This window comes from Blautia marasmi (assembly GCF_900258535.1).
GTDB classification, from domain to species: Bacteria; Bacillota; Clostridia; order Lachnospirales; family Lachnospiraceae; genus Blautia; species Blautia hominis.
Window position 1 is genome coordinate 2,490,372 of sequence record NZ_OIWX01000001.1, and the last position, 25,929, is coordinate 2,516,300.

A 25,929-nucleotide genomic window follows, 5' to 3' on the forward strand; every position below is an offset into this window, starting at 1 on the left:
ACAAAGAGATTAAACATAGAGATCAAACATAGTGATCAAACAAAGAAATCAAACAAAGAAATCAAACAAAGAGATCAAACATAGAGATCAAACAAAGAGATCAAATATAGAAACCGAGACATAGAAACCAAGAATAGGAGATGAACATATGGAATCAATTTATGATCTGGTCATCGTGGGCGGCGGTCCTGCCGGCCTTGCGGCGGCTATCTATGCAGGCAGATCCGAGAGAAAGACCCTTCTTCTGGAAAAGGGTAGTTATGGCGGGCGGATCAATGATACTTATGAGATCAGGAATTATCCGGGCACCATTGTGGACAGCGGCCAGCACCTCATGGAAAAGTTCAGGGAACATGCAGGCAGTTATCCCACTGTGGAACTGAAACGGACCACAGCCACTGGGATCAGCAAGGAGGAAAATCTTTTTGTGGTCAGCACAAAGCGGCGGGGAGACTTTAAGGCCCGCAGTGTGATCCTGGATCTGGGTACCCGCCCAAGGGAACTGGGTATTCCCGGGGAGAAAGAGTTTGTGGGACATGGAGTTGCTTACTGTGCCACCTGCGATGCGGAGTTCTTTAAAGGAAAAGAGATCTATGTACTGGGTGCCGGAGACCAGGCAGTGGAGGAAGCAGATTATCTGACAGGGTTTGCTTCCAAGGTCACTATTATTGTTCTGCATGAGAAAGGCCATCTGGACTGCAATGAGGTGTCGGCGGAACATGCTTATCAGAACCCTAAAATAGATTTTTGCTGGAGTTCCACCGTGCAGGAGATCAAGGGAAAAGATCATGTGGAATCTCTGGTGCTTAAAAATGTGGAAACCGGCCAGGTCCGGGAAGTAAGCGCAGCTGGTTTGTTCTTCTTTGTAGGTATGGTGCCTCAGACGGAGATGGTCCGGGAGATGGTGACCTGTGACAAGAGCGGCTACATTAAGGTAAATGATAAGATGGAGACCAGTGTTCCCGGGCTTTATGCAGTGGGAGACTGCACACAGACATTTTTGCGGCAGGTTGTCACTTCAGCGGCCAACGGCGCGGTGGCGGCAGTTGCCTCTGAGCGTTACGTGAAAGAACTGGGACAGATTGAAGGCATCTTAGGACCGGATTCCGGGAAGATCGCGTTTGTGTTCTATAATCCCTACAACAATGCTGATATCGAGGCGGTTTCCCAACTGGAACAGCAGTTAAAGGGAGAATGGAAGGTTTACCGCCAGGACATCACGCGGCAGAATCTTCTCTACCAGAATCTGAAGGTCCGGCGCACAGTGTCCACAGCGTTTTATGAAAACGGAAAGCTGCTGGAAGTAAAAGAAAGGTAATTGCAAAAGATGTGTCCGATGATTCGGCACGGTTGTATAGATTAAATGAACTATTCAGCAGGTCTGCGCATTCACTGCGCTGACCGTAAGAAAGTGTACCACGGCCAAGCAAAAATCCCATCGCCCAAGGCGATTCTGCATGGATTTTGCCTGTAACTGTGAGGGTACTAAACGTTACGATTAAATTAATTTTTGGAGGTAATAGATTATGGGTCAGCCATTAGTTTTTCCACACGGTGTCACTGTTTACAATCCTGAGAAATGCTGGAGCGGATATACCATTGTTCCGCTGATCAACGACGGCGTTCTGCTGTTCGACATGAACGGAAATGAGATCAGGCGCTGGAATATGCATGCCATGCCGCCTAAATTGCTTCCGGGCGGATATGTTATGGGGCTTTCCGGATACCGTCATCCGGATTACGGAATGCAGGACGGGGTAAACCTGATGGAGATCGACTATGACGGCAATATTGTCTGGGAGTTCGACCATTTTGAAAATATTGACGACCCGGGCAGAGACCACCGCTGGATGGCGCGCCAGCACCACGATTATCAGAGAGAGGGAAACCCTGTAGGGTATTATGTTCCGGGTATGGATGCAAAGCCTCTGGAAGGAAATACATTGATATTAGTGCATCAGACCATCAGAAATCCCAAGATTTCTGACAAAAAGCTCCTGGATGACGCAATGATCGAAGTGGACTGGGAGGGGAATATCCTCTGGAAATGGTCTATCAGTGAACATTTTGAGGAACTGGGCTTTGATGAGGCAGCCAAAAACGCACTGTTCCGTGATCCCAATATGCGTTCCTCAGACGGCGGTGTAGGAGATTACCTGCATGTAAACTGCATGAGCTACCTGGGTCCAAACAAATGGTACGATCTGGGCGACCAGAGATTTAAACCGGACAATATTATATTTGACTGCAGGGAAGCCAACATCCTGGCAATCCTTGACAAGGAGACCGGAAAGATCGTTTGGCGGATCGGTCCTGACTTTAACGCCACGCCGGAACTGAAAAAACTGGGCTGGATCATCGGACAGCATCATTTCCATATGATCCCAAAAGGACTTCCGGGAGAGGGCAACCTGATGGTATTTGACAACGGCGGCTGGGGCGGCTACGGTGTGCCGAACCCGTCAGCTCCTATTGGTGTCAAGAATGCCCTGCGTGATTACAGCCGTGTGCTGGAGTTTAACCCCGTGACCCTGGAGGTTGTCTGGAAACTCACCCCAAAGGAACTTGGCCATGCGGTTCCCACGGATGCCAGCAAATTCTACAGTCCCTACGTGAGCAGTGCCCAGCGTCTGCCAAACGGAAATACCATGGTTACAGAAGGTTCCGACGGACGTGTCATTGAGGTGACACCGGAGCATGAGATTGTGTGGGAGTGGATCTCTCCTTATTATACACACAATGAAAAAGGTCCGAAGAACAATATGATCTACAGGGCTTACCGTTATCCTTACAGCTACGTTCCCCAGGAACCTGTTCCGGTTGAGGTACCAATAGCCCCAATTGACAACATAACATACCGCGTGCCGGGAGCCGGAGCCTTTGGAGCGAAAAAAATCATTGATATTGAAGGAACTTTGCCGTATTATCAAGATGTGGCACTGTGTGTGGCCACAGACGATGAGGAAGATGTGACGCAGAGGGAGAAAGTCTTTGAGGTAAATAAAGACTTTTTCAAACCGGTGACCATGGCAAACTGGAATGATGATGTGCTGAAGGTCAAGGGCAAACCGGTCCTGGTGCTCTTCGGGGCAGAACGCTGTGTACACTGCAAGGCACTCCATCCGGTTCTGGAGGAGGCCCTTCAGGAAGAATATGAGGGCATGTATGAAGTACGCTATGTGGATGTAGACGCCAACCAGGATCTGTTGGATGCGTGTCATATCGGAGGAATCCCCGTCGTTGCAATCTTTAAAAATGGGGAAGAGGTTCAGCGTTTCAATGGTGAGAAGGATTATGATGATCTGTGCGATATTTTGGACAGACCACTGGAGTAAATACATTAATAATAGAAGGAACGCAATGAGGAGCTGTTTTAGGCAGCCCCTCTTTGCGTTTCTTTTTTTAGATTTAAAGTTAAGGGTTGGGAGGGATTTATATGCACAAGTTTTTTGAGGAACCGAAAAAAAGCTGTCCGGTTCCCTTCGCGGACCTCTGTATGGGGAACTGCATGTACCGGCCGCGTATAAACTGTAAGACATACCAGAGATCAGAGCTGATCTGTCCCCAGGGAAGTAAGATCAATCATTTCGGGATCGTGCTGGATGGTATCCTGAAAGCAGTGGACCAGACCGTCAATGGGGATGAACTGTGCCATGCTTATTTTGAAAAGAATGATATTTTTCCGGAGCTGCTCTATTTTTCCGGAAAAAAATACTATACCTATTCCTTGGTAGCTGCCAAGAAGTCCACTGTGGCCTGGATTCCGGTGGAAGTCCTGGAGGAGATGCTGGAACGTGACAGCCTGCTGATGTATTCCCTTCTGCTCTATATATCCCGGCGCGGCCTGAAGGACCAGCTTTACCTTAACTGCCTGAATTATCAGACCATCCGGGAGCGCATCGCTTACTGGATCGTGGGAATGAATGACATTGTACCAGGGGAGACGGTGCACATGCCCTTGTCCCAGTCTATCCTGGCAAATATGCTCCATGTGAGCAGATCCTCTCTGAATCAGGAGCTGAAAATGATGGAAAGGGAAGGATATTTTAAGATCCGGGGGCAGGAAATGTATATTGAAAATGTGGAGAGACTGCAGGAAATGCTGTGAAATACAGGGGAAAAGCACAGGGACAGTATGCCCAGAAAGCGCAAAAATATTTTAACAAAAAATGGTTGACACGCTTGACAGGGTGTGTTATAGTGAGAAATGCACTATTATGGCAAGTTATGCCTGTCTCTCTATTTATGAATGAAATTAAACTTTGTAATTGGGAAACTTCCATTTGGAGGCTCAGGTATAAGCATAATAAAATTAAAACATACAAGGGGTGAAACGTCAATGGAGAAAAATAGAATCCGTCCCATTACAACCGGTAAGAGCATGAGAATGACCTACCAGCGCCAGAAAGAGGTACTGGAAATGCCGAACCTCATTGAAGTACAGAAAGACTCTTACCAGTGGTTTCTGGACGAAGGTCTAAAAGAAGTTTTTGAAGATATCTCTCCAATCGCCGATTACAGCGGTAAATTAAGCTTGGAATTTGTTGACTTTACTTTGTGTGAAGATGAGGTAAAATACTCCATCGAGGAATGCAAGGAGAGGGATGCTACTTTTGCAGCTCCTTTGAAAGTAAGGGTAAAATTATACAACAGAGAGAATGACGAAATCAGTGAACATGAAATCTTCATGGGTGATCTGCCGTTAATGACAGCAACCGGTACCTTCGTAATCAACGGCGCTGAGCGAGTTATTGTCAGCCAGCTTGTACGTTCTCCGGGCATTTACTACGCTATCGCTCATGATAAACTGGGCAAAACCCTTTATTCCTGTACCGTTATCCCGAACAGGGGTGCATGGCTGGAATATGAGACCGACTCCAATGACGTATTCTATGTACGTGTAGACAGAACTAGAAAAGTCCCTATTACAGTTTTGATTCGTGCTTTAGGTATTGGCACGAATGCAGAAATTATAGAGTTATTCGGTGAAGAACCGAAGATATTAGCCAGCTTTACAAAAGACACTGCTGAGAGTTATCAGGAAGGTCTTCTGGAGTTATACAAAAAAATCCGTCCGGGTGAGCCGCTGGCTGTGGAGAGCGCAGAGAGCCTGATCACCAGTATGTTCTTTGACCCAAGACGTTACGACCTGGCAAAGGTAGGCCGTTACAAATTCAACAAAAAGTTACTGCTGAGAAACCGTATCTCAGGCCACATGCTGGCTGAAGAGGTTGTGGATACCACAACAGGTGAGATCATGGCGGAGGCCGGCACAGTTGTATCAAAAGAACTGGCTGACCAGATCCAGAATGCAGCAGTTCCTTATGTATGGATCCAGGGTGAAGAGCGTAATATTAAAGTCCTTTCAAGCATGATGGTGGATATCACCAACTATGTGGACGCAGATCCTGCTGAGATGGGAGTTACAGAACTGGTTTACTATCCTGTCCTGGCTAAGATCTTGGAAGAGAATGAGGATATTGAGGATATCAAGGATGCCATCCATCGTGAGATCCACGAGCTGATTCCAAAGCATATCACAAAAGAAGATATCCTTGCTTCCATTAATTATAACATGCATCTGGAATATGGTCTGGGCAATGATGATGATATCGACCATCTGGGCAACAGACGTATCCGTGCAGTAGGTGAACTGCTGCAGAATCAGTACAGAATCGGTCTTTCCAGACTGGAGAGAGTGGTTCGTGAGAGAATGACAACACAGGATATGGAGGGTATTTCTCCCCAGTCCCTGATCAATATCAAGCCGGTAACAGCAGCCGTGAAGGAATTCTTCGGTTCCTCCCAGCTGTCACAGTTCATGGATCAGAACAACCCTCTGGGTGAGCTGACCCATAAGAGACGTCTTTCCGCACTGGGCCCCGGCGGTCTGTCACGAGACCGTGCAGGTTTCGAGGTTCGAGATGTACATTACTCCCATTACGGAAGAATGTGCCCCATCGAGACTCCTGAGGGACCAAACATCGGTCTGATCAACTCCCTGGCATCATATGCCAGAATTAACCAGTATGGTTTTGTGGAGGCTCCGTACCGTAAGATTGACAAAACAGATCCGAAGAATCCGCGGGTTACAGACGAAGTTGTCTATATGACCGCAGACGAAGAGGATAATTATCATGTTGCGCAGGCCAATGAGCCGCTGGACGATGAAGGGCACTTCATCCATAAGAACGTTTCCGGACGTTATCTGGATGAAACACAGGAATATGAACGCCATATGTTTGACTACATGGACGTATCCCCGAAGATGGTGTTCTCTGTAGCTACAGCCCTGATCCCCTTCCTGCAGAACGATGATGCCAACCGTGCGCTGATGGGTTCCAACATGCAGCGTCAGGCCGTGCCCCTTCTCACCACAGAGGCTCCTGTTGTAGGAACCGGTATGGAAGTGAAGGCTGCCGTTGACTCCGGTGTCTGTGTAGTGGCAAAGAAAGCCGGTACTATAGAGTGCGCGGCGTCAAAAGAAATCGTTATGCGCAATGATGACGGTACAAAAGATACTTACCGTCTTACCAAGTTCATGAGAAGTAACCAGAGCAACTGCTATAACCAGAGGCCCATTGTGACCAAAGGGGAGCATGTGGAGGCAGGACAGGTGATCGCTGACGGACCGTCCACAGCGAACGGTGAGCTGGCTCTCGGCAAGAACCCCCTGATCGGTTTCATGACCTGGGAAGGTTACAATTACGAGGATGCCGTCCTGTTAAGTGAAAGACTGGTACAGGATGATGTCTATACTTCTGTGCATATTGAAGAATATGAGGCAGAAGCCAGAGATACCAAGTTAGGACCTGAAGAGATCACACGTGATGTCCCGGGTGTTGGTGACGATGCCTTAAAAGACCTGGACGAGCGTGGTATCATCCGTATCGGTGCTGAGGTCCGCGCAGGTGATATCCTGGTTGGTAAAGTAACTCCTAAGGGTGAGACAGAACTGACTGCGGAAGAGAGACTGCTCCGTGCCATTTTCGGTGAGAAGGCCCGTGAAGTGCGTGACACTTCCCTGAAGGTACCTCACGGTGAGTACGGTATCGTTGTGGATGCAAAAGTATTTACCAGAGAGAACGGCGATGAGCTGTCCCCCGGTGTTAATCAGGCAGTACGCATCTATATTGCACAGAAGAGAAAGATCTCTGTAGGTGATAAGATGGCCGGCCGTCACGGTAACAAGGGTGTTGTGTCCCGTGTGCTTCCTGTTGAGGATATGCCATTCCTTCCAAACGGACGTGCGCTGGACATCGTACTGAACCCTCTGGGTGTGCCTTCCCGTATGAACATCGGGCAGGTGCTGGAGATCCATCTGAGTCTTGCAGCAAAAGCCCTTGGATTCAATATTGCCACACCGGTATTTGACGGTGCCAACGAGAATGATATCCAGGATACTCTGGATCTTGCAAATGATTATGTGAATATGGAATGGGAAGACTTTGAGGCCAAGTATGAAGATACGCTGCGCCCGGAAGTTTTACAGTTCCTTTACGATAACAGAGCTCACAGAGAGCTGTGGAAAGGCGTGCCGATCTCCCGTGACGGTAAAGTAAGACTCCGTGACGGCCGTACAGGTGAATATTTTGACAGCCCTGTAACCATCGGACACATGCACTACCTGAAGCTGCATCACCTGGTAGATGATAAGATCCACGCACGTTCCACAGGCCCATACTCCCTGGTAACACAGCAGCCTCTGGGTGGTAAAGCCCAGTTCGGCGGCCAGCGTTTCGGAGAGATGGAGGTTTGGGCACTGGAGGCTTATGGTGCTTCCTACACACTGCAGGAGATCCTGACAGTGAAATCCGATGATGTGATCGGACGTGTGAAAACTTATGAAGCGATTATCAAGGGCGACAATATTCCGGAGCCTGGTATTCCGGAGTCCTTCAAGGTACTTTTGAAGGAGCTGCAGTCCTTGGGTCTGGATGTCAGAGTCCTCAGAGAAGACATGACAGAAGTGGAAATCATGGAGAATATCGACTATGGCGAGACAGATATGCGCTCCATCATTGAAGGCGATTCCAAACACCGCGGCGAGGAAGAGTACGGTGACTACGGATTCTCGAAACAGGAATTCGAGGGCGAAGAATTAGTAGACGTGGAGGATGAGCCGGAAGAGGATGAAGAAGCATTCTTGAGCTTAGATGATGATACTCTTGTCGAGGAGTAAGGAAAGGAGTCCACAATGCCAGAAACAGCAAATAAAGAGGCATATCAGCCAATGACCTTTGACGCCATCAAGATTGGGTTGGCGTCCCCGGAGAAGATCCGGGACTGGTCCAGAGGCGAGGTTAAAAAACCGGAAACCATTAACTATAGAACCTTAAAACCGGAAAAAGACGGCCTGTTCTGCGAAAGGATTTTCGGACCGAGCAAGGACTGGGAATGTCACTGCGGCAAATACAAGAAGATCCGTTATAAAGGCGTTGTCTGCGACCGATGCGGCGTTGAAGTGACAAAAGCCAGTGTCCGCAGGGAGCGCATGGGCCATATTGAACTGGCAGCACCGGTCTCCCACATCTGGTACTTTAAGGGTATTCCTTCCAGAATGGGACTGATTCTGGATCTTTCCCCAAGGTCACTGGAGAAAGTCCTGTACTTTGCCAACTATATCGTTCTGGATGCAGGAACCACGGAACTGCAGTACAAACAAGTGCTGACAGAGAAAGAGTTCCAGGATGCCAGAGAAAAATACGGCGACAGCGCATTCCGGGTAGGAATGGGTGCAGAGTCCATTATGGAACTGCTGGAGGCCATTGACCTGGAACGAGAATCCAAAGAGCTGAAAGCAGGTCTCAAGGATTCCACAGGCCAGAAGCGTGCCCGTATTGTAAAAAGACTTGAAGTTGTGGAAGCCTTCCGCGAATCTGGGAACCGTCCGGAGTGGATGATCATGACAGTGGTGCCTGTCATTCCGCCGGACCTCCGTCCTATGGTTCAGCTGGACGGCGGACGTTTCGCCACATCTGACTTAAATGATCTATATAGAAGGATCATCAACAGAAATAACCGTCTGAAAAGACTGCTTGAGCTGGGCGCTCCTGACATCATTGTCCGCAATGAAAAGAGAATGCTTCAGGAGGCTGTAGATGCCCTGATCGACAATGGTCGCCGTGGCCGTCCGGTCACAGGACCGGGTAACCGTGCACTGAAATCCCTTTCCGATATGCTGAAAGGTAAATCAGGACGTTTCCGTCAGAACCTTCTGGGCAAGCGAGTTGACTACTCAGGACGTTCCGTTATCGTGGTTGGACCTGAACTGAAGATCTTCCAGTGCGGTCTGCCGAAAGAGATGGCCATTGAGCTGTTCAAGCCGTTCGTTATGAAAGAGCTGGTAAGCAACGGCACTGCCCACAACATTAAGAATGCCAAGAAGATGGTGGAGAAGCTGGAACCTGAAGTATGGGATGTCCTAGAAGATGTTATCAAAGAACATCCGGTCATGTTAAACCGTGCGCCTACACTGCATCGTCTGGGTATCCAGGCATTTGAGCCGATTCTGGTTGAGGGTAAAGCGATCAAACTGCATCCCCTTGTTTGTACGGCGTTCAACGCTGACTTCGATGGTGACCAGATGGCTGTCCACCTTCCGCTGTCCGTTGAGGCCCAGGCAGAGTGCCGTTTCCTGCTTCTGTCTCCAAACAACCTGCTGAAACCGTCCGACGGTGGTCCGGTGGCTGTTCCTTCACAGGATATGGTCCTCGGTATCTACTATCTGACACAGGAGAGGCCGGGAGTTAAGGGTGAAGGCAAATACTTTAAGAGTGTAAATGAAGCCATTCTGGCTTATGAAAACGGATATATCACACTGCAGACCAGGATCCATGTATTCTGTAGCAAGACCATGCCGGACGGCACGGTAATGCAGGACACTGTGGACTCCACACTGGGACGTTTCCTGTTCAATGAGATCATTCCTCAAGATTTGGGATTTGTTGACCGTTCTGTACCGGGCAATGAACTGAAACTGGAAGTTGATTTCCTGGTAGGCAAGAAACAGTTAAAACAGATCCTGGAAAAAGTGATCAACACCCATGGTGCTACCAGAACCGCAGAGGTGCTGGATAAGATCAAAGCCACAGGTTACAAATACTCAACCAGAGCTGCCATGACCGTATCCATCTCCGATATGACCGTGCCGCCTCAGAAACCGGAGATGATCCAAAAGGCACAGGATACGGTTGACCTTATCACCAAGAACTTCAAACGTGGTCTGATCACGGAGGAAGAGAGATATAAAGAAGTAGTTGAGACATGGAAGAAGACCGATGATGAGCTTACCAAGGCCCTGCTGACAGGACTTGATAAGTATAACAACATCTTCATGATGGCTGACTCCGGTGCCCGTGGTTCCGATAAGCAGATCAAACAGCTTGCCGGTATGCGTGGTCTGATGGCCGATACAACAGGTCACACCATCGAGCTGCCCATCAAGTCCAATTTCCGTGAGGGTCTGGACGTACTGGAATACTTCATGTCCGCCCATGGTGCCCGTAAAGGTCTGTCCGATACAGCCCTGCGTACCGCTGACTCCGGATACCTGACAAGACGTCTGGTTGACGTTTCCCAGGACCTGATCGTCCGCGAAGTGGACTGCTGTGAAGACAGAGGCGAGATTCCGGGTATGTGGGTAAAAGCCTTCATGGACGGAAAAGAAGAGATTGAAAGCCTTCAGGAGCGTATTACAGGACGCTTCTCCTGTGAGACCATCAAGAACGCCAAAGGCGAAGTGATCGTGAAGGCAAACCATATGATCACCCCGAAACGTGCTGCCCGCGTGGTAAACGAAGGTGTGAATGAAAAGGGCAAGGCCTATGATTCCGTTAAGATCCGTACGATCCTCACATGTAAATGTCACATCGGTGTCTGTGCCAAGTGTTACGGCGCCAACATGGCGACAGGTGAGCCGGTTCAGGTAGGCGAATCCGTAGGTATCATTGCAGCCCAGTCTATCGGTGAACCGGGTACACAGCTTACCATGCGTACCTTCCATACCGGTGGTGTGGCCGGCGGCGATATCACACAGGGTCTTCCCCGTGTGGAGGAGCTTTTTGAGGCAAGAAAGCCAAAAGGTCTTGCTATCATCACAGAGATCAAGGGTACTGCCACATTAAAGGATACAAAGAAAAAGCGTGAGATCATTGTCACAGACAATGAGGATGGCAATTCCAAGACTTACCTGATTCCTTACGGTTCCCGTATCAAGGTCCAGGACGGTCAGTATCTGGAGGCCGGTGATGAGCTGACAGAAGGTAGTGTGAATCCTCATGACATTCTGAAGATCAAGGGTGTCCGTGCTGTTCAGGATTATATGATCCAGGAAGTACAGCGTGTATACCGTCTGCAGGGTGTTGAGATCAATGATAAGCATATCGAGGTTATCGTTCGCCAGATGCTGAAGAAAATCCGCATCGAGGACAACGGAGATACAGAATTCCTGCCAGGTACCCTGGTTGACGTTCTGGACTACGAGGAAGAGAACGAGAAACTGATTGAAGAGGGCAAAGAGCCGGCAGATGGAAAACAGGTTATGCTTGGTATCACCAAGGCATCCCTGGCAACCAACTCCTTCCTGTCCGCGGCTTCCTTCCAGGAGACCACAAAGGTTCTGACAGAAGCTGCCATCAAGGGCAAGATTGACCCGCTGATCGGTCTGAAAGAGAATGTTATCATCGGTAAGCTGATTCCTGCAGGAACAGGTATGAAGTGCTACTCCAACATCAAACTTGATACAGATTTGATTGAGGATGAAGAGGAGTTTGACGATGACTTTGAACTTGCTGAGGCCCTGGAAGAACTTCCGGCGGAGGATGAAGAAGAAGTTGTCCAGCTGACAGATGAGGTTGATGAGGTGGAACTTTCCGAGGAGGAAGAGGAAGCTGAACTGACAGAAGAATAGAGCAAAAAATACAAAAGACCGCTTTTCCGGAAAAATGACCGGAGGAGCGGTTTTGTATATTCAGGTTATGCAGTCTTTTAAAGGAGGACAAGTATGAACAAAAAAAGAAAGTCACCTTTATGGATGCTGGTTCCCATGGGAGTCATCATTGTAGTTTTATCTATTGTCTTGATCGTCATTACCTTAAAGTCAGGAAACCAAAAATCAGAAGCTGTGTCCGCATCCCAGGTGCAGAACAAAGAATCCGAAAACCGGGGGAAAGAATCCGTGAAAGAAAGCAAGAGCGGTTCCAAGGATATCAAAGACGCTGCCGGGGCAGAGCCTGAGGAAACGGATACAGGACCGGCTGAGATCTATGTATCCTCTGACATTCCCCAGAAGGTTAAGGATAAAGTAAAGAGTATGAGCCTTGAGCAGAAGGCAGCGCAGCTATTCTTTGTCACCCCGGAGGACATCACTCAGGTTGATGCGGCAACCGTTGCCGGAGAGGATACTAAGAAAGCATATGAGCAGTACCCTGTTGGCGGGATCGTATATTTTTCCCGGAATATCCAGGGGCCGGAGCAGCTTAGCGGGATGCTGGCGAAAACCCAGGATTACGCGGAGGAGATCGCAGGTGTTCCGGTATTTTTAGGTGTGGATGAGGAGGGCGGAGAAGTATCCCGGGTAGCGGGAAACAAGAATTTCTCTGTCACAGAATATGAGAGTATGCGGGCCATTGGAGACAGTAAAGATACTTCACAGGCCTATGATGTGGGAAAAACCTTAGCATCCTATTTGAAAGAATTAGGATTTAATATAGATTTTGCTCCGAATGCGGATGTAATTACAAATTCTGGGAATACTGTTATAGGGGACCGCTCCTTTGGGGAGGACCCCCAGTTGGTCGCTGATATGGCGTCACAGGTGGTCAAGGGACTGCAGGACAACGGTGTCTCTGCCTGTCTGAAGCATTTTCCGGGGCACGGAGGCACCATAGAGGACAGTCATGAGGGACGAGCCTACACGGACAAGACCCTGGAGGAGATGGAGGAAAAAGAGCTGCTGCCTTTTAAGGAAGGAATCAAGGCAGACCCTGACTTTATTATGGCAGGTCATATCTCCATACCGAAATCCCTGGGCGATAATACGCCGGCATCTCTCTCGGAAAAAGTTCTGACAGGTCTTCTCCGGGACCGGTACGGATATGACGGCATCATTATCACGGATGCCCTGAATATGAAGGCGGTTTCCGGTGTATACAGTCCGGCCGAGGCTTCCGTGAAAGCGATCTTGGCAGGTGCGGACATGCTTCTGATGCCGGACGATTTCAGAGCCGCCTACAACGGCGTGCTGGAAGCCGTGGAGGAAGGCGATTTGAGTGAGGAGAGGATTGACGCCTCTGTGGAGCGCATTCTGCGTTTAAAAATGGAAAAATACCTGTAAAATTGTATTTTTTTGAAAAATTTCCTTGACAGCACGATTTTCCATGGATATAATGAGAGAGCGTGCATAAAGACGCAGTTTTTTTGCGCGTAAAATCATTTATTCATGACAATGAATAACTGGCAGCCACTCATTTCTTCTATAGGCATTGAACACTTAAGGAGCACATAGTGCGAGTTTAGTGAGAAAGCCGTTCTTTGAGCACAGCGAAAAGAACCTCATTATTATAGAAGGAAAATATTACAGGAGGTGAAATGGAATGCCAACATTCAATCAGTTAGTAAGAAAAGGACGTCAGACTTCTGTGAAGAAGTCCACAGCTCCGGCGCTTCAGAAGAGTTTTAACTCTTTACAGAAGAGGACAACAGATATGTCTTCTCCGCAGAAGAGGGGTGTGTGTACAGCGGTTAAGACTGCTACACCGAAAAAACCTAACTCTGCTCTCAGAAAGATCGCCAGAGTTCGTCTTTCCAACGGAATCGAGGTAACAAGCTACATTCCAGGTGAAGGACATAACCTTCAGGAACATAGTGTTGTTCTTATCCGTGGCGGTAGGGTAAAAGACTTACCAGGTACAAGATATCACATTATCCGTGGTACACTTGATACTGCAGGCGTTGCCAACAGACGTCAGGCCCGTTCTAAATACGGTGCTAAGAGACCGAAAAAATAATTAATTAGAATCATTTGAAGTCACAGATATAACTATTAAAACTGATTTTGTACCGGGATTCCATAGACCCAGGTTGTGGCTGCGGGTTTCTATATAGGATTTACCGAGTACGGACATACAAAATAGTTGTGTGAGTACCGATGATCTAATCGTTAGGGCAATGACCGTTGTCCGTAATTTTGATAATGATTAAGGAGGGAAGTAACGTGCCACGTAAAGGACATACTCAAAAAAGAGACGTTTTAGCAGATCCGTTATACGGAAACAAAGTGGTTACCAAACTTGTCAATAACATTATGTTAGATGGTAAGAAGGGTGTAGCTCAGAAGATCGTATACGGTGCGTTCGCTAAAATGGAGGAAAAGGCCGGTAAACCGGCAATCGAAGTTTTTGAAGAAGCAATGAACAACATTATGCCGGTTCTGGAAGTAAAAGCCAGACGTATCGGTGGTGCTACCTATCAGGTACCGATCGAGGTTAGACCGGAAAGACGTCAGGCATTAGCTCTTCGCTGGTTAACTCTGTACTCTCGTAAAAGAGGAGAGAAGACCATGGAAGACAGACTGGCTAATGAATTACTGGATGCTTCCAACAACACAGGCGCATCTGTTAAGAAGAAAGAAGACATGCATAAGATGGCTGAGGCAAATAAAGCATTTGCTCACTATCGATTCTAGAGGAGGAAAATCCATTGGCTGGAAGAGAATATCCGTTAGATAGAACCAGAAACATTGGTATTATGGCACATATTGATGCCGGTAAGACCACTCTTACAGAGCGTATCTTATACTATACCGGTGTTAACTATAAAATTGGTGATACTCACGAAGGAACTGCTACCATGGACTGGATGGAGCAGGAACAGGAGCGAGGTATCACGATTACTTCCGCCGCTACCACCTGTCACTGGACTTTACAGGAAAACTGTAAAAGCAAACCAGGTGCACTGGAACATCGTATTAATATCATTGATACCCCGGGTCACGTTGACTTTACCGTAGAGGTAGAGCGTTCCTTACGTGTACTTGACGGTGCTGTTGGTGTATTCTGTGCAAAAGGCGGCGTTGAGCCTCAGTCTGAAAATGTATGGCGTCAGGCAGATACCTACAATGTACCCCGTATGGCATTCATCAACAAGATGGATATCCTGGGTGCAGATTTCTATGGTGCCGTAGAACAGATTAAGACTCGTTTAGGTAAAAATGCAATTTGTCTTCAGCTGCCAATCGGTAAAGAGGATGAATTTAAAGGAATCATCGACCTGTTTGAAATGAAAGCCTACATCTACAATGATGAAAAAGGTGAGGACATTTCCATCACAGATATCCCTGAGGATATGGCTGATGACGCAGAACTGTATCACACAGAGTTGGTTGAGAAGATCTGCGAGTTAGATGATGACTTAATGATGGAGTATCTGGAAGGTGAAGAACCTACCGTTGAAGCTCTGAAAGCAGCCCTGAGAAAAGGAACCTGCGAATGTGCAGCCATTCCTGTCTGCTGTGGTACTGCATACAGAAATAAAGGTGTTCAGAAATTACTGGATGCTATTCTTGAATTTATGCCTGCTCCTACAGATATCGCGGCTATCAAAGGCCAGGATATGGACGGAAACGAAGTTGAGAAGCATTCTTCCGACGACGAACCGTTCGCGGCTCTTGCATTCAAGATCATGACTGACCCGTTCGTTGGTAAGCTGGCATTCTTCAGAGTTTACTCTGGTACCATGAACTCCGGTTCTTATGTACTGAATGCAACAAAAGGCAAAAAAGAACGTGTTGGACGTATCCTGCAGATGCATGCCAACAAGAGACAGGAGCTGGATAAAGTATATGCCGGTGACATCGCTGCAGCGATCGGATTCAAATTCACCACAACAGGTGATACGATCTGTGACGATCAGCATCCGGTGATCCTGGAATCCATGGAATTCCCGGAACCGGTTATCGAGCTGGCTATCGAGCCTAAAACAAAAGCCGGACAGGGCAAACTTGGTGAAGCTCTGGCAAAACTTGCCGAAGAAGATCCAACCTTCCGCGCGCATACAGATAAAGAAACAGGTCAGACCATCATCGCCGGTATGGGTGAGCTGCATCTGGAGATCATCGTAGACCGTCTGCTTCGTGAATTCAAAGTGGAGGCTAACGTTGGTGCACCTCAGGTTGCTTACAAAGAAACCTTTACCAAGAATGCTGATGTTGACAGTAAATACGCAAAACAGTCCGGTGGTCGTGGACAGTACGGTCACTGTAAAGTTAGATTCGAGCCTATGGACGCCAACGGCGAAGAACTGTTCAAGTTCGAGAGCACGGTTGTGGGCGGTGCTATTCCGAAGGAATACATCCAGCCTGTAGGACAGGGTATCGAGGAAGCTATGAGAGCTGGTATTCTGGGAGGATTCCCGGTTGTTGGTATTTACGCAAACGTATACGACGGTTCTTACCATGAGGTCGATTCCTCCGAGATGGCATTCCACATTGCAGGTTCTCTTGCATTCAAGGAAGCTATGGCGAAGGCAGCTCCGGTTCTCCTGGAGCCTATCATGAGGGTAGAGGTTACTACTCCGGAAGACTACATGGGTGATGTAATCGGTGATATCAACTCCCGTCGTGGACGTATCGAGGGTATGGATGATATCGGCGGAGGTAAGATGATCCGCGGATTCGTTCCTCTGGCCGAGATGTTCGGTTACGCAACAGACCTGCGTTCCAGAACACAGGGCCGTGGTAACTACTCCATGTTCTTCGAGAAATATGAGCCGGTTCCAAAATCTGTACAGGAAAAAGTGCTTTCAGTAAAAACAGGAAAATAATAATTAAAAACTTGCAAATATCCTTGATTTGCAATATAATCAAGGATAGCAGGTTGAATATATTGATATTCCAACCGCCTCGTTATGAGGCAACAAAAAAATAATCAAATTGCCCAGACGGGGCGCATGTGAATAAGGAGGAAATTCAAAATGGCAAAAGCTAAATTTGAAAGAAGCAAACCGCATTGTAACATTGGTACCATCGGACACGTTGACCATGGTAAAACAACTCTGACAGCTGCTATCACAAAAACTCTTTCTGAGAGAGTAGAAGGTAACGCAGCAGTAGATTTCGCTAACATTGATAAAGCTCCGGAGGAGAGAGAACGTGGTATCACAATCTCTACTGCTCACGTTGAATATGAAACAGAAAACAGACATTACGCACACGTTGACTGCCCAGGCCATGCTGACTATGTAAAGAACATGATCACTGGTGCTGCTCAGATGGACGGCGCTATCCTGGTTGTTGCTGCAACTGATGGTGTTATGGCTCAGACAAAAGAGCATATCCTGCTGTCTCGTCAGGTAGGCGTTCCTTACATCGTTGTATTCATGAACAAATGTGACATGGTAGACGATGAAGAACTGCTTGAGCTGGTTGACATGGAGATCCGTGAGCTGTTAAGCGAGTATGACTTCCCGGGCGATGACACACCGATCATCCAGGGTTCTGCTCTGAAAGCTCTGGAAGATCCTACCAGCGAGTGGGGAGACAAGATCATGGAACTGATGGCTGCAGTTGACAGCTGGATTCCGGATCCTCAGCGTGACACAGACAAACCGTTCATCATGCCTGTAGAGGACGTATTCTCTATCACAGGTCGTGGTACAGTTGCTACTGGTAGAGTAGAGGCTGGTGTTCTTCATGTATCTGAAGAAGTTGAGATCGTTGGTCTGAAAGAAGAGACACGTAAAGTTGTTGTTACAGGTATCGAGATGTTCCGTAAACTGTTAGACGAGGCTCAGGCTGGTGATAACATCGGTGCACTGCTTCGTGGTGTTCAGAGAACTGAGATCGAAAGAGGACAGGTTCTTGCTAAACCGGGAACAATCAAATGCCATACAAAATTCACAGCTCAGGTTTACGTTCTGACAAAAGACGAGGGTGGCCGTCATACACCGTTCTTCAACAACTATCGTCCGCAGTTCTACTTCAGAACAACTGACGTAACAGGTGTCTGCAACTTACCGGAAGGTGTAGAAATGTGCATGCCTGGTGATAACGTAGAGATGACAATCGAGCTGATCCACCCGATCGCTATGGACCAGGGTCTTACTTTCGCTATCCGCGAGGGTGGACGTACTGTTGGTTCAGGCCGTGTTGCTACAATCATCGAGTAATCAAATCTAAATATAGATTCGTACCGTATGGTACATTGTGTCCAAGCATAAGATGCCCGTAGAACTTAGGTTCTACGGGTTTTTCTGTTATATATAAGAAGTTATTTTGGCTCACGGTCATGCGGCATATTTAAATCATCAAGAGGTTGAACCGTTACACCCTAACAGCAGAAGACAGTGGCAGTTTTATGGGACGAGAGACGCTAACAAGGGAGGGGAGATTCTTGTATACAAACATAAATGAATGGGCTATAATAAAAATGAAAGGAGGAAATGTCATGCCAGATGATATAAGGAATATAGTATATAAATTTTCCCTGCAGTTGAGAGATCTGCTGGGCAGCCGCTTATCAAAAGTAATACTTTATGGCTCCTATGCACGAGGGGATAATCATGATCATTCGGATGTGGATGTAATGATATTGGTAAAGATGACGGATGCGGAGATTAAACGGATTGAAAATGATGTATACGACATGGCTTTTGAGATAGAAATCGAAACAGGCATAGATATTTCTCCGATAATAAAGAACCAAGAGCAATATGAATATTGGGTGGATACCTTGCCTTTCTACAGAAATGTAAGAGATGAAGGGGTAGTGATCAATGGATAATAAAGCAGAAGATTTATGCTTATATAGGTATCAGACAGCAGTGGAGACTTTAGAAACCGCAAAATTGTGCATGGAGAACCGGCACTATAAGGATGCCATTCTAAAAAGCTGCGATGGCATAGCATAATGCGTAAAAATGGCAAAAGTGGCGGTGAATAGCATAAGATGCCCGTAGAACTTAGGTTCTACGGGTTTTTCTGTTAATTAATTTGATACCTAGCCGGACAAAAAGTCGTTCTGACCCATCTAATAAGTGTACAAAGCAAACAGGAGATCCGGACTCCGCAAAGGGGGATGAGTATGAAGATATTATTGATAAAAAAGGCCAGGAAGCATGACAAAGCCGCATTTCAAAAACTGATGGAAGAACAGGGGCCTGCGTTATATAAGACAGCCAAGGCTATTTTGAAGAATGATGAAGATGTGGCTGATGCCATGCAGGAGACAGCCCTCACATGCTGGGAAAAAATCAATACGCTGAAAAAAGATGAGTATTTCAAAACCTGGCTGACACGTATTTTGATCAATCACTGCAATACTATTTACAGGCAGAGAAAAAGGCTGGTTTCAGAGGAATCTCTGCCGGAGGCATGGGCTCACGATGAAAGTTATGCAAATGTGGAGTGGGAAGAATTTCTGAATTGTCTTGACGAAAAATACAGGATAGTAGTCATCCTATACTATGTACAAGGGTTCAAGGCAAGGGAGATCGCGGAAATACTGGGGATCAATCAGAGCACAGTGAGAGGGAGGCTGTCAAAGGCCAGGGAGAAGCTGGGGCAGCAGTACAGCATGAGTGCAAAGCAGTCCCAAAACATGCCTGATGTTAACAAAAAAACAGTACACTGCGGATTGGAAAGGGGTATCTGATATGAAAGATTTTGATAATATGATTCAAGGACTCAGGAAAGAAACGAAAGTACCAGATGAAGTATGGACGAAGTATACGGAAACACTCTCAAACCTGCCGGATCAAACCGAAAACAGGAAATCAGATAAGAAACATTGGATGAAATATACCGCCGTAGCAGCAGCGGCAGCCATAACCGTGACAACAATCTGCTTTGCGGACCCGGCGTTTGCGGCAAAAATACCCATTCTTGGGCAGATTTTCAAACAGATCCAACAGCAGTCCACATTTTCCGGGGAATATAGTGACAAGGCTGAGATCCTGTCAAAGGAGGATGCTGACGGTACGGTGCCCGCCGATTCAAAGTACACGGTTCAGGATGCGGGCGTGACAATTACTGCATCTGAAATATACTGTGACGGACTTTCCGTATTTGTCACAGCGGAGATTGATGTAGAGCAGGGAGGGTTTGACAACATTCCGGGAAATATCATGTATCTTCAGGGCGGCTGGAAGCTCTCAGGCAGCGAAGAGGAAAATATGCTGATGAATAATAACCTGGAAGGGCATATTGTGGATGACCATACTTTTGTGGGAATGATGAAGCTGGATTTGGAGGAACAAAATTTGCAGGAAGGCGTACTTGAGCTTCAGTTTTCCATGGTGGGATATGATGACAAAAATGAAGCGGACGCAGAAGACATCTCCGCCTCCCATAAGATCCAGGGAGTCTGGAGCCTGGAACTGCCATTTACAGCGGATACTGAGGCAGTACAGGAAATACCTGTAAATAAAGAAGAAAATGGCTACCGGCTTGACAAAGTCTTTCTTTCACCTTATCAGGTCATTGCCTACACCGATGTGCCGTATACGGAAAATGAGGTCAGCCGGGAAGAGTACGAATCTGTTATGAGAGAGAAGACGGGAGGTTCGGATGATTTCGGCATTACATATGAGGAATATGTGGAACAGAACAGCAAGACATACAGCCAATGTAATACCATTATATTCAATCAGGATGGGGAGATGCTGACTCCTACAGAAGAAATATACGGAAGATCCGTGAATGCCGTACAGGGCATGGACATCACAAAACTGAAGATATACATGTTTGACGACCTTGAGTTATGGGCGCAGGTATATGAAGAAGGCGCAGAGAGCGAAGCAGTAGATCAGGCAGTTTTATCAGCGGAGATTGACCTCCCATAACGTATTTGTTGTAAAGCTTATCCCGGCATAACTTTGCTTCGGTAAACTACCAAAAATTCCTCCATTTCTTTAGTTCTTTTTTCTATTGACGATTGTCTGCATTTGGTATATAAAGGGTGAAAGATGCATGATATTCGGAAGGATAAGGATGAGATGAAACGGATAAAAAGTGTGCAGGTGCGTCATCAATATACACTGCTTCAGTGTTTTTACTGGGTTTCAAGCTGCGCGATCATGGGGTTTGCCACAGTGTTTCTCCAGTACAGGGGCCTGTCCAACACCCTTGTGGGAATGTCCATAGGCGGAGCGGCATTTATCAGCATATGGATGCAGCCATTTCTGGCCGGAGTGGTGGAAAAAGTCCGTGGGCTGAGTTTAAAGAAAATGATCCTTTTGATCATTCTGGCTGTGACAGCAGGGTACTTGTTTCTGGGTTTGGTGCCGCTTCCTAAGATGGCTATTGTGGGGGTGTATCTGGTACTGAATACCCTGTACAACTCCATAACCCCGCTGATCACAGCCATGGGCATGGAATATATGAACCAGGGCTATGAGGTGAACTTTTGCATTTCCAGGGGGCTTGGTTCTGTCAGTTATGCAGTCAGTGCCGTAGTCTTAGGGCAGCTTGTAGAACACTTTTTCCGGGGATTCTCACCTTTGCCTTTGCAGGTATGGAAATACTCCTGTTTACAGTGGTTGTGTCTATGCAGGAGCCGGAGTCATCGGTGGTGAAGGAAGAGCAGGAGCCATCCAGCAGCGTTATCGAAATACTCAAAGGAAACAGACCGCTGCTTCTGTTTGTGGCGGGATTTGGGATCTGCTATATGACCAGTTCTATTCTGGGTACATATATGATCAACATTGTGCGGGAATTGGGCGGGACAGACGGAACCTTTGGGATAGCAGCATTTTTCTGCGCGGCAAGCGAGATGCCGGCCATGTTCCTGTGTAATTATCTGATCCGTAAGGTCTCCTGCAAGAAACTGCTGAAGCTGAGCAGTGTTTTCTTTGTGTTGCGGCCTCTGGTCATTTTTCTGGCACCTAATCTGGCGGTGGCGTTTCTTGGATTTGCACTCCAGTCCCTCTCTTTTGGAATCTTCACACCTGTATCGGTATTTTTTATCAACCAGGAACTGAAGGAGAAAGACAGAGTGGTGGGCCAGACCATATTCGGTATGGTGACCGTGGGTGTGGGAAGCTGTGTGGGTAATCTGGCAGGCGGTTTTCTCATGGATAGGATCGGATTAAAAACTACGCTGGGGCTCTGTGTGATATTTGCGGCGGTGGGATTTTTGATCACACAGAGGGTAAAGGTGGAGGACACCGGACCGAGACGCAGGATCCTCCAGATAGAAAACAGCAGGGTGGAAAAAAGGGAATACAGCAGGGAAAGGGGCAGCAATGAAAGATAAAATTTGGGAAAAATGTGTGGAATTCCATGGACATGCGTGCGGTGGGCTGACCATTGGCTATAAGGCAGCACTTTATGCAGTTGAGCTTTTAGATTTAAAGACAGGAGACGAATGCTGTGTCTCAGAAGATGAACAGCTTGTATGCATTTCAGAAAATGATGCCTGCGGCGTGGACGCCATCCAGGTGATATTGGGCTGCAGCGTGGGAAAAGGAAATCTGCTCTTCCACATGTGTGGAAAACAGGCTTTTTCCTTCTACAACAGAAGCACAGGCAAATCCGTGCGGCTGGTGCTGAGGCCTCGCCCTGAGGGACTCAGCAAAGGGGAATCGTTCCGGTATTACCAGGCATGCAGTCCGAAGGAGATGTTCGATGTAAAGGAGACAAGGATTCCTTTGCCTGAGAAAGCCAGGATCTTTAAATCCATTTCCTGCTCCCGCTGTGGGGAGACTGCATCGGAAAATATGATGCGCCTTCAGGGAGAAGAAATTCTCTGCAGGGATTGTTTTCAGGATTACAACAGATTTCAGGTTTGACAAAGTTGTAGCAAGCGGTTATAATGCAAGAAGAATAATAGTTAAGAAATGAGGTGTCTTTGTGCTGAGGGTTTCCGTAGTGGAGATTACAGAATAATCGAATAATCTGTAGGGATAGTATATCGTTTTTTCAGATACCCTATCCTTGTATCAGTGTACCCTGATGACTGATACATTCGCTTACGAACCCTTATCATACACTTCAAATATATTGGAATGAATGGAAGAATACGGTCACTCCGCTGCTTTGGGCAGGGGGAGTGTTTCTGTACCTCCGTTTATTTTCTTCTCATGGAAGACCACAGAAGTCGTATACCCGTTCGGGGCGTATGTATCTGTGGTTATTTTTTTAGAGAGGAAAGATCATGAGTAATAAATCATTAGAAACAATCGGATATTATAATATATTAGAAAAATTGAGACAATGTACTTCCACAGAAAAGGCGGGAGAAAGAATTTTAGAGATGCAGCCTATCCTGTCAGAGACAGATCTGAGAAAGCAGCTTCGGGATACTACACAGGCCAGAGCCATGCTGGAACTGTCTGGGACGCCGCCTATCCCGGCTATGGAACATGTGGAGGAGTACCTGCAGAAGGCAGTTCAGGGTAATATGCTTATACCGGAGCAGCTTGAGGAGATGGGCATGTTCCTGATCGCTGTGCGGCGGCTGAAATCCTACCTGCAGAGAGGGGAGGAGGGGCGGATCAGTCTTGCCTTCTATAACCGGAATCTCATTTTTCCGGGGGAACTGCAGGAGGAAATAGAGCGTTGTATCAGAAACGGAAGTGTAGATGACTATGCCTCAGCTTATTTAAAAGACATCAGGAAACAGATCCAGTTTCTGGAGGAAAAAGTAAGCGAGAGGGCAGAGCGGGCCTTAAGGAGCAACAAACAGTATCTAAATGATTCGTTCGTAGTCACCAGAAACGGAAGATTCTGCATCCCTGTGAAAAAAGAATGCAGGTCCATGGTTCCGGGCAGTGTGGTGGAGCAGTCTTCCACGGGTGCCACGCTGTTCATCGAGCCGGAGGCTGTGGCCAATCTCAGGGAAGATCTGGAAATATACAGGATTGAGGAGGACGCCGAGGAGCGTAAAATACTCTATACCCTCACCAATATGACTGCTGAGAGGGAGGCAGAGCTGCTGGAGGATATCCGGGTAATTGAAAAGCTGGATTTTATGTTTGCCAAAGGAAAGCTGAGTCTGGAAATGGAGGGGACGGAGCCGAAGATCAACTTGGAACATTATATGGAGCTGAAAGGCGCCAGACACCCTATGCTGGAAAAGGAGAGCTGTGTGCCTCTGGATTTCCAGATTGGCAGAGGAATCCGTGGTGTGATTATCACCGGTCCGAATACAGGCGGCAAGACCGTTGCCATCAAAACGGTGGCACTTATGAGCGCTATGGCGTGTTCGGGTCTGCATGTGCCCTGCTGTGAGGCAGATATTTGTATGCAGAATCAGATCCTATGTGATATCGGTGACGGGCAGGACATTTCAGATAATCTGTCAACCTTCTCCGCTCACATTAAGAATGTACTGGACATTCTGAGACGGGTAAGACCGGACAGCCTGGTCATCATGGATGAGCTGGGTTCCGGTACGGACCCCCAGGAGGGAATGGGAATTGCCATCTCCATATTGGAAGAGCTGCGCAGAAGCGGTGCCCTATTCCTGGTCACTACCCACTATCCCGAAGTGAAAGAATATGCGGACAGGTACGGGGATGTAGAAAATGCCAGGATGGAGTTTGACCGGGACAGCCTGAAGCCTCTGTACCGGCTGCGGGTTGGAGAGGCAGGAGAGAGCTGTGCCCTGTACATTGCCAAACGGCTGGGATTTCCGGATAAAATGCTGGTGTCGGCAGCCAGGGAAGCATATGGAGAAAAGAGTGAATCCCTGATTCGCACCATGAAACTGCAGGGTGGCAGCCGGAAACTGGAGAGGATGCATGCCCCTCGTATTGAGAAGGCGGCTGTCATCAAGGATACCATGGATACAGTGCGGAAATTCACAAGAGGAGACAGCGTGACCATACTGCCGGATGAAAAGATCGGAATCGTGGTCAAACCCGCAGATAAGAACGGGAATGTTCTGGTACAGCTCAGAAATGAGAAGATCCTTCTCAGTCATAAAAGGCTGAAACTGAAGGTGGCCGCTGCAGAGCTTTACCCGGAAGATTATGATTTCTCTATTATCTTTGACACGGTTGAGGTCAGAAAGGCAAGGCACCGCATGGGTAAACATCACATGGAGGGCCTGGAGATAGAAGTGGAGGAATAAAGGGAAATCTGATATAATCCAAGTAAAGTAAAAGCACCGGGAGGTCCTTATGCAGAGGATATTAGTGATAGAGGATGATACAGATATAAACAGACTGCTGTGCAGGATCCTGACAAAGGCAGGATATGAGGCCATCGCCGCATATTCCGGAACAGAGGCGCAGCTCAGGCTTGAGAGGGAAACGCCGGATATGATCATGCTGGATCTGATGCTTCCGGGAATCAGGGGAGAGGAGATCATCAAAATAGTGCGGGAGGAGATGGGACTGCGTATTCCCATCCTTGTCCTGTCCGCCAAAACCGGCTTGGAGAACAAGGTGGAGACCATCACGTTAGGGGCGGATGACTATATTACAAAACCCTTTGAACCGGAAGAAGTGCTGGTGCGTATTATGGCTGCATTCCGGCGGTGCGGCAGTGCGGACGTGAAAGGGGAGGCCGAACCATATGGGTATAAAGAACTTATCCTGGATCAGGCATCCAGAACAGTGACGGTAAAACAGCGGGAGATTTCCCTGACAAGGCATGAGTATGATATCTTGTATATCCTGGTCCGGCAGCCCGGGAAAGTATTTTCCAGAGAAAACCTGTATGAACAGGTATGGAAAAACGGGTATTATGGGGAGGACAACACAGTCAATGTCCATGTGAGCAATATCAGAAAAAAGATAGCGGCCATTGACCCGGAGGAGGAATATATCCGCACCGTTTGGGGAATTGGATTTAAAATGGCTTAACTTTGTGTTTGCAGGTGACTGACAGTTTTCTTTATGATTTCTTTAAGGTTTCTTGAGGACTTATTAAAAAGCGGACAGTTATAATTTAGGCATATTAAGAGATAAGCTCAGGAAAGGATGTAA

At 47.4% G+C, this 25,929-nt stretch carries 17 protein-coding genes and 1 pseudogene; all 18 read left to right on the plus strand.

What is annotated here, in order from left to right; translation table 11 throughout:
• The first annotated feature begins 148 nt into the window (after positions 1 to 148).
• The 18 genes and pseudogenes from C6P39_RS10785 to C6P39_RS10875 all read left to right on the plus strand — a co-directional run bounded on the left by C6P39_RS10785 (position 149) and on the right by C6P39_RS10875 (position 25,806).
• On the plus strand, positions 149 to 1,318 hold the full coding sequence (locus C6P39_RS10785; protein ID WP_095174970.1) for an NAD(P)/FAD-dependent oxidoreductase: 1,170 nt from the start codon (positions 149 to 151) through the stop codon (positions 1,316 to 1,318).
• Positions 1,319 to 1,526: 208 nt separating this feature from the next.
• The gene (locus C6P39_RS10790) at positions 1,527 to 3,335 is read left to right on the plus strand and encodes an aryl-sulfate sulfotransferase (protein ID WP_095174969.1); all 1,809 of its coding nucleotides are present in this window, start codon (positions 1,527 to 1,529) and stop codon (positions 3,333 to 3,335) included.
• 101 nt (positions 3,336 to 3,436) lie between these two features.
• A complete protein-coding gene (locus tag C6P39_RS10795) occupies positions 3,437 to 4,108 on the plus strand; it encodes a Crp/Fnr family transcriptional regulator (RefSeq protein WP_095174968.1) in 672 nt (223 codons plus the stop codon).
• Between the two features lie 231 nt (positions 4,109 to 4,339).
• Positions 4,340 to 8,182 (plus strand): DNA-directed RNA polymerase subunit beta, encoded by a 3,843-nt coding sequence (gene rpoB, locus C6P39_RS10805; protein WP_104803785.1) that lies wholly within the window; start codon positions 4,340 to 4,342, stop codon positions 8,180 to 8,182.
• 15 nt (positions 8,183 to 8,197) lie between these two features.
• Positions 8,198 to 11,911 (plus strand): DNA-directed RNA polymerase subunit beta', encoded by a 3,714-nt coding sequence (gene rpoC / locus C6P39_RS10810; RefSeq protein WP_104803786.1) that lies wholly within the window; start codon positions 8,198 to 8,200, stop codon positions 11,909 to 11,911.
• Between the two features lie 93 nt (positions 11,912 to 12,004).
• Positions 12,005 to 13,336 (plus strand): glycoside hydrolase family 3 N-terminal domain-containing protein, encoded by a 1,332-nt coding sequence (locus C6P39_RS10815; RefSeq protein WP_104803787.1) that lies wholly within the window; start codon positions 12,005 to 12,007, stop codon positions 13,334 to 13,336.
• 259 nt (positions 13,337 to 13,595) lie between these two features.
• Entirely contained in the window at positions 13,596 to 14,009 is a 414-nt protein-coding gene (gene rpsL, locus C6P39_RS10820) for a 30S ribosomal protein S12 (protein WP_065543568.1), read from the plus strand.
• Positions 14,010 to 14,215: 206 nt separating this feature from the next.
• Positions 14,216 to 14,686, plus strand: a complete 471-nt coding sequence (gene rpsG, locus C6P39_RS10825; RefSeq protein ID WP_207652261.1) for a 30S ribosomal protein S7 — start codon at positions 14,216 to 14,218, stop codon at positions 14,684 to 14,686.
• 14 nt (positions 14,687 to 14,700) lie between these two features.
• Positions 14,701 to 16,821 carry an elongation factor G gene (gene fusA, locus C6P39_RS10830; RefSeq protein WP_095174963.1) on the plus strand — a complete coding sequence of 707 codons (2,121 nt, stop codon included), beginning with the start codon at positions 14,701 to 14,703 and terminating at the stop codon, positions 16,819 to 16,821.
• Between the two features lie 150 nt (positions 16,822 to 16,971).
• Positions 16,972 to 18,165: an elongation factor Tu gene (gene tuf / locus C6P39_RS10835; protein WP_095174962.1), complete on the plus strand. Its 1,194-nt coding sequence runs from the start codon at positions 16,972 to 16,974 to the stop codon at positions 18,163 to 18,165.
• 224 nt (positions 18,166 to 18,389) lie between these two features.
• Positions 18,390 to 18,779 carry a nucleotidyltransferase domain-containing protein gene (locus tag C6P39_RS10840; RefSeq protein WP_242987011.1) on the plus strand — a complete coding sequence of 130 codons (390 nt, stop codon included), beginning with the start codon at positions 18,390 to 18,392 and terminating at the stop codon, positions 18,777 to 18,779.
• Positions 18,772 to 18,906: a hypothetical protein gene (locus tag C6P39_RS28160; protein WP_278277968.1), complete on the plus strand. Its 135-nt coding sequence runs from the start codon at positions 18,772 to 18,774 to the stop codon at positions 18,904 to 18,906. The genes C6P39_RS10840 and C6P39_RS28160 overlap by 8 nt, the downstream gene beginning before the upstream one ends.
• 173 nt (positions 18,907 to 19,079) lie before the next feature.
• On the plus strand, positions 19,080 to 19,649 hold the full coding sequence (locus C6P39_RS10845; protein ID WP_095174961.1) for an RNA polymerase sigma factor: 570 nt from the start codon (positions 19,080 to 19,082) through the stop codon (positions 19,647 to 19,649).
• A gap of 1 nt (position 19,650) precedes the next feature.
• Positions 19,651 to 20,838, plus strand: coding sequence for a DUF4179 domain-containing protein (locus C6P39_RS10850; RefSeq protein ID WP_158661532.1), 1,188 nt, complete (start codon positions 19,651 to 19,653; stop codon positions 20,836 to 20,838).
• A 234-nt stretch (positions 20,839 to 21,072) separates the two neighbouring features.
• Positions 21,073 to 22,250, plus strand: a pseudogene (locus C6P39_RS27910) (MFS transporter).
• On the plus strand, positions 22,240 to 22,785 hold the full coding sequence (locus C6P39_RS10865) for an FmdE family protein (protein WP_104803791.1): 546 nt from the start codon (positions 22,240 to 22,242) through the stop codon (positions 22,783 to 22,785). The pseudogene C6P39_RS27910 and the gene C6P39_RS10865 overlap by 11 nt, the downstream one beginning before the upstream one ends.
• A gap of 365 nt (positions 22,786 to 23,150) precedes the next feature.
• Positions 23,151 to 25,070: an endonuclease MutS2 gene (locus tag C6P39_RS10870; protein WP_104803792.1), complete on the plus strand. Its 1,920-nt coding sequence runs from the start codon at positions 23,151 to 23,153 to the stop codon at positions 25,068 to 25,070.
• Between the two features lie 49 nt (positions 25,071 to 25,119).
• Positions 25,120 to 25,806, plus strand: a complete 687-nt coding sequence (locus tag C6P39_RS10875) for a response regulator transcription factor (RefSeq protein WP_104803793.1) — start codon at positions 25,120 to 25,122, stop codon at positions 25,804 to 25,806.
• Positions 25,807 to 25,929 lie beyond the last annotated feature (123 nt).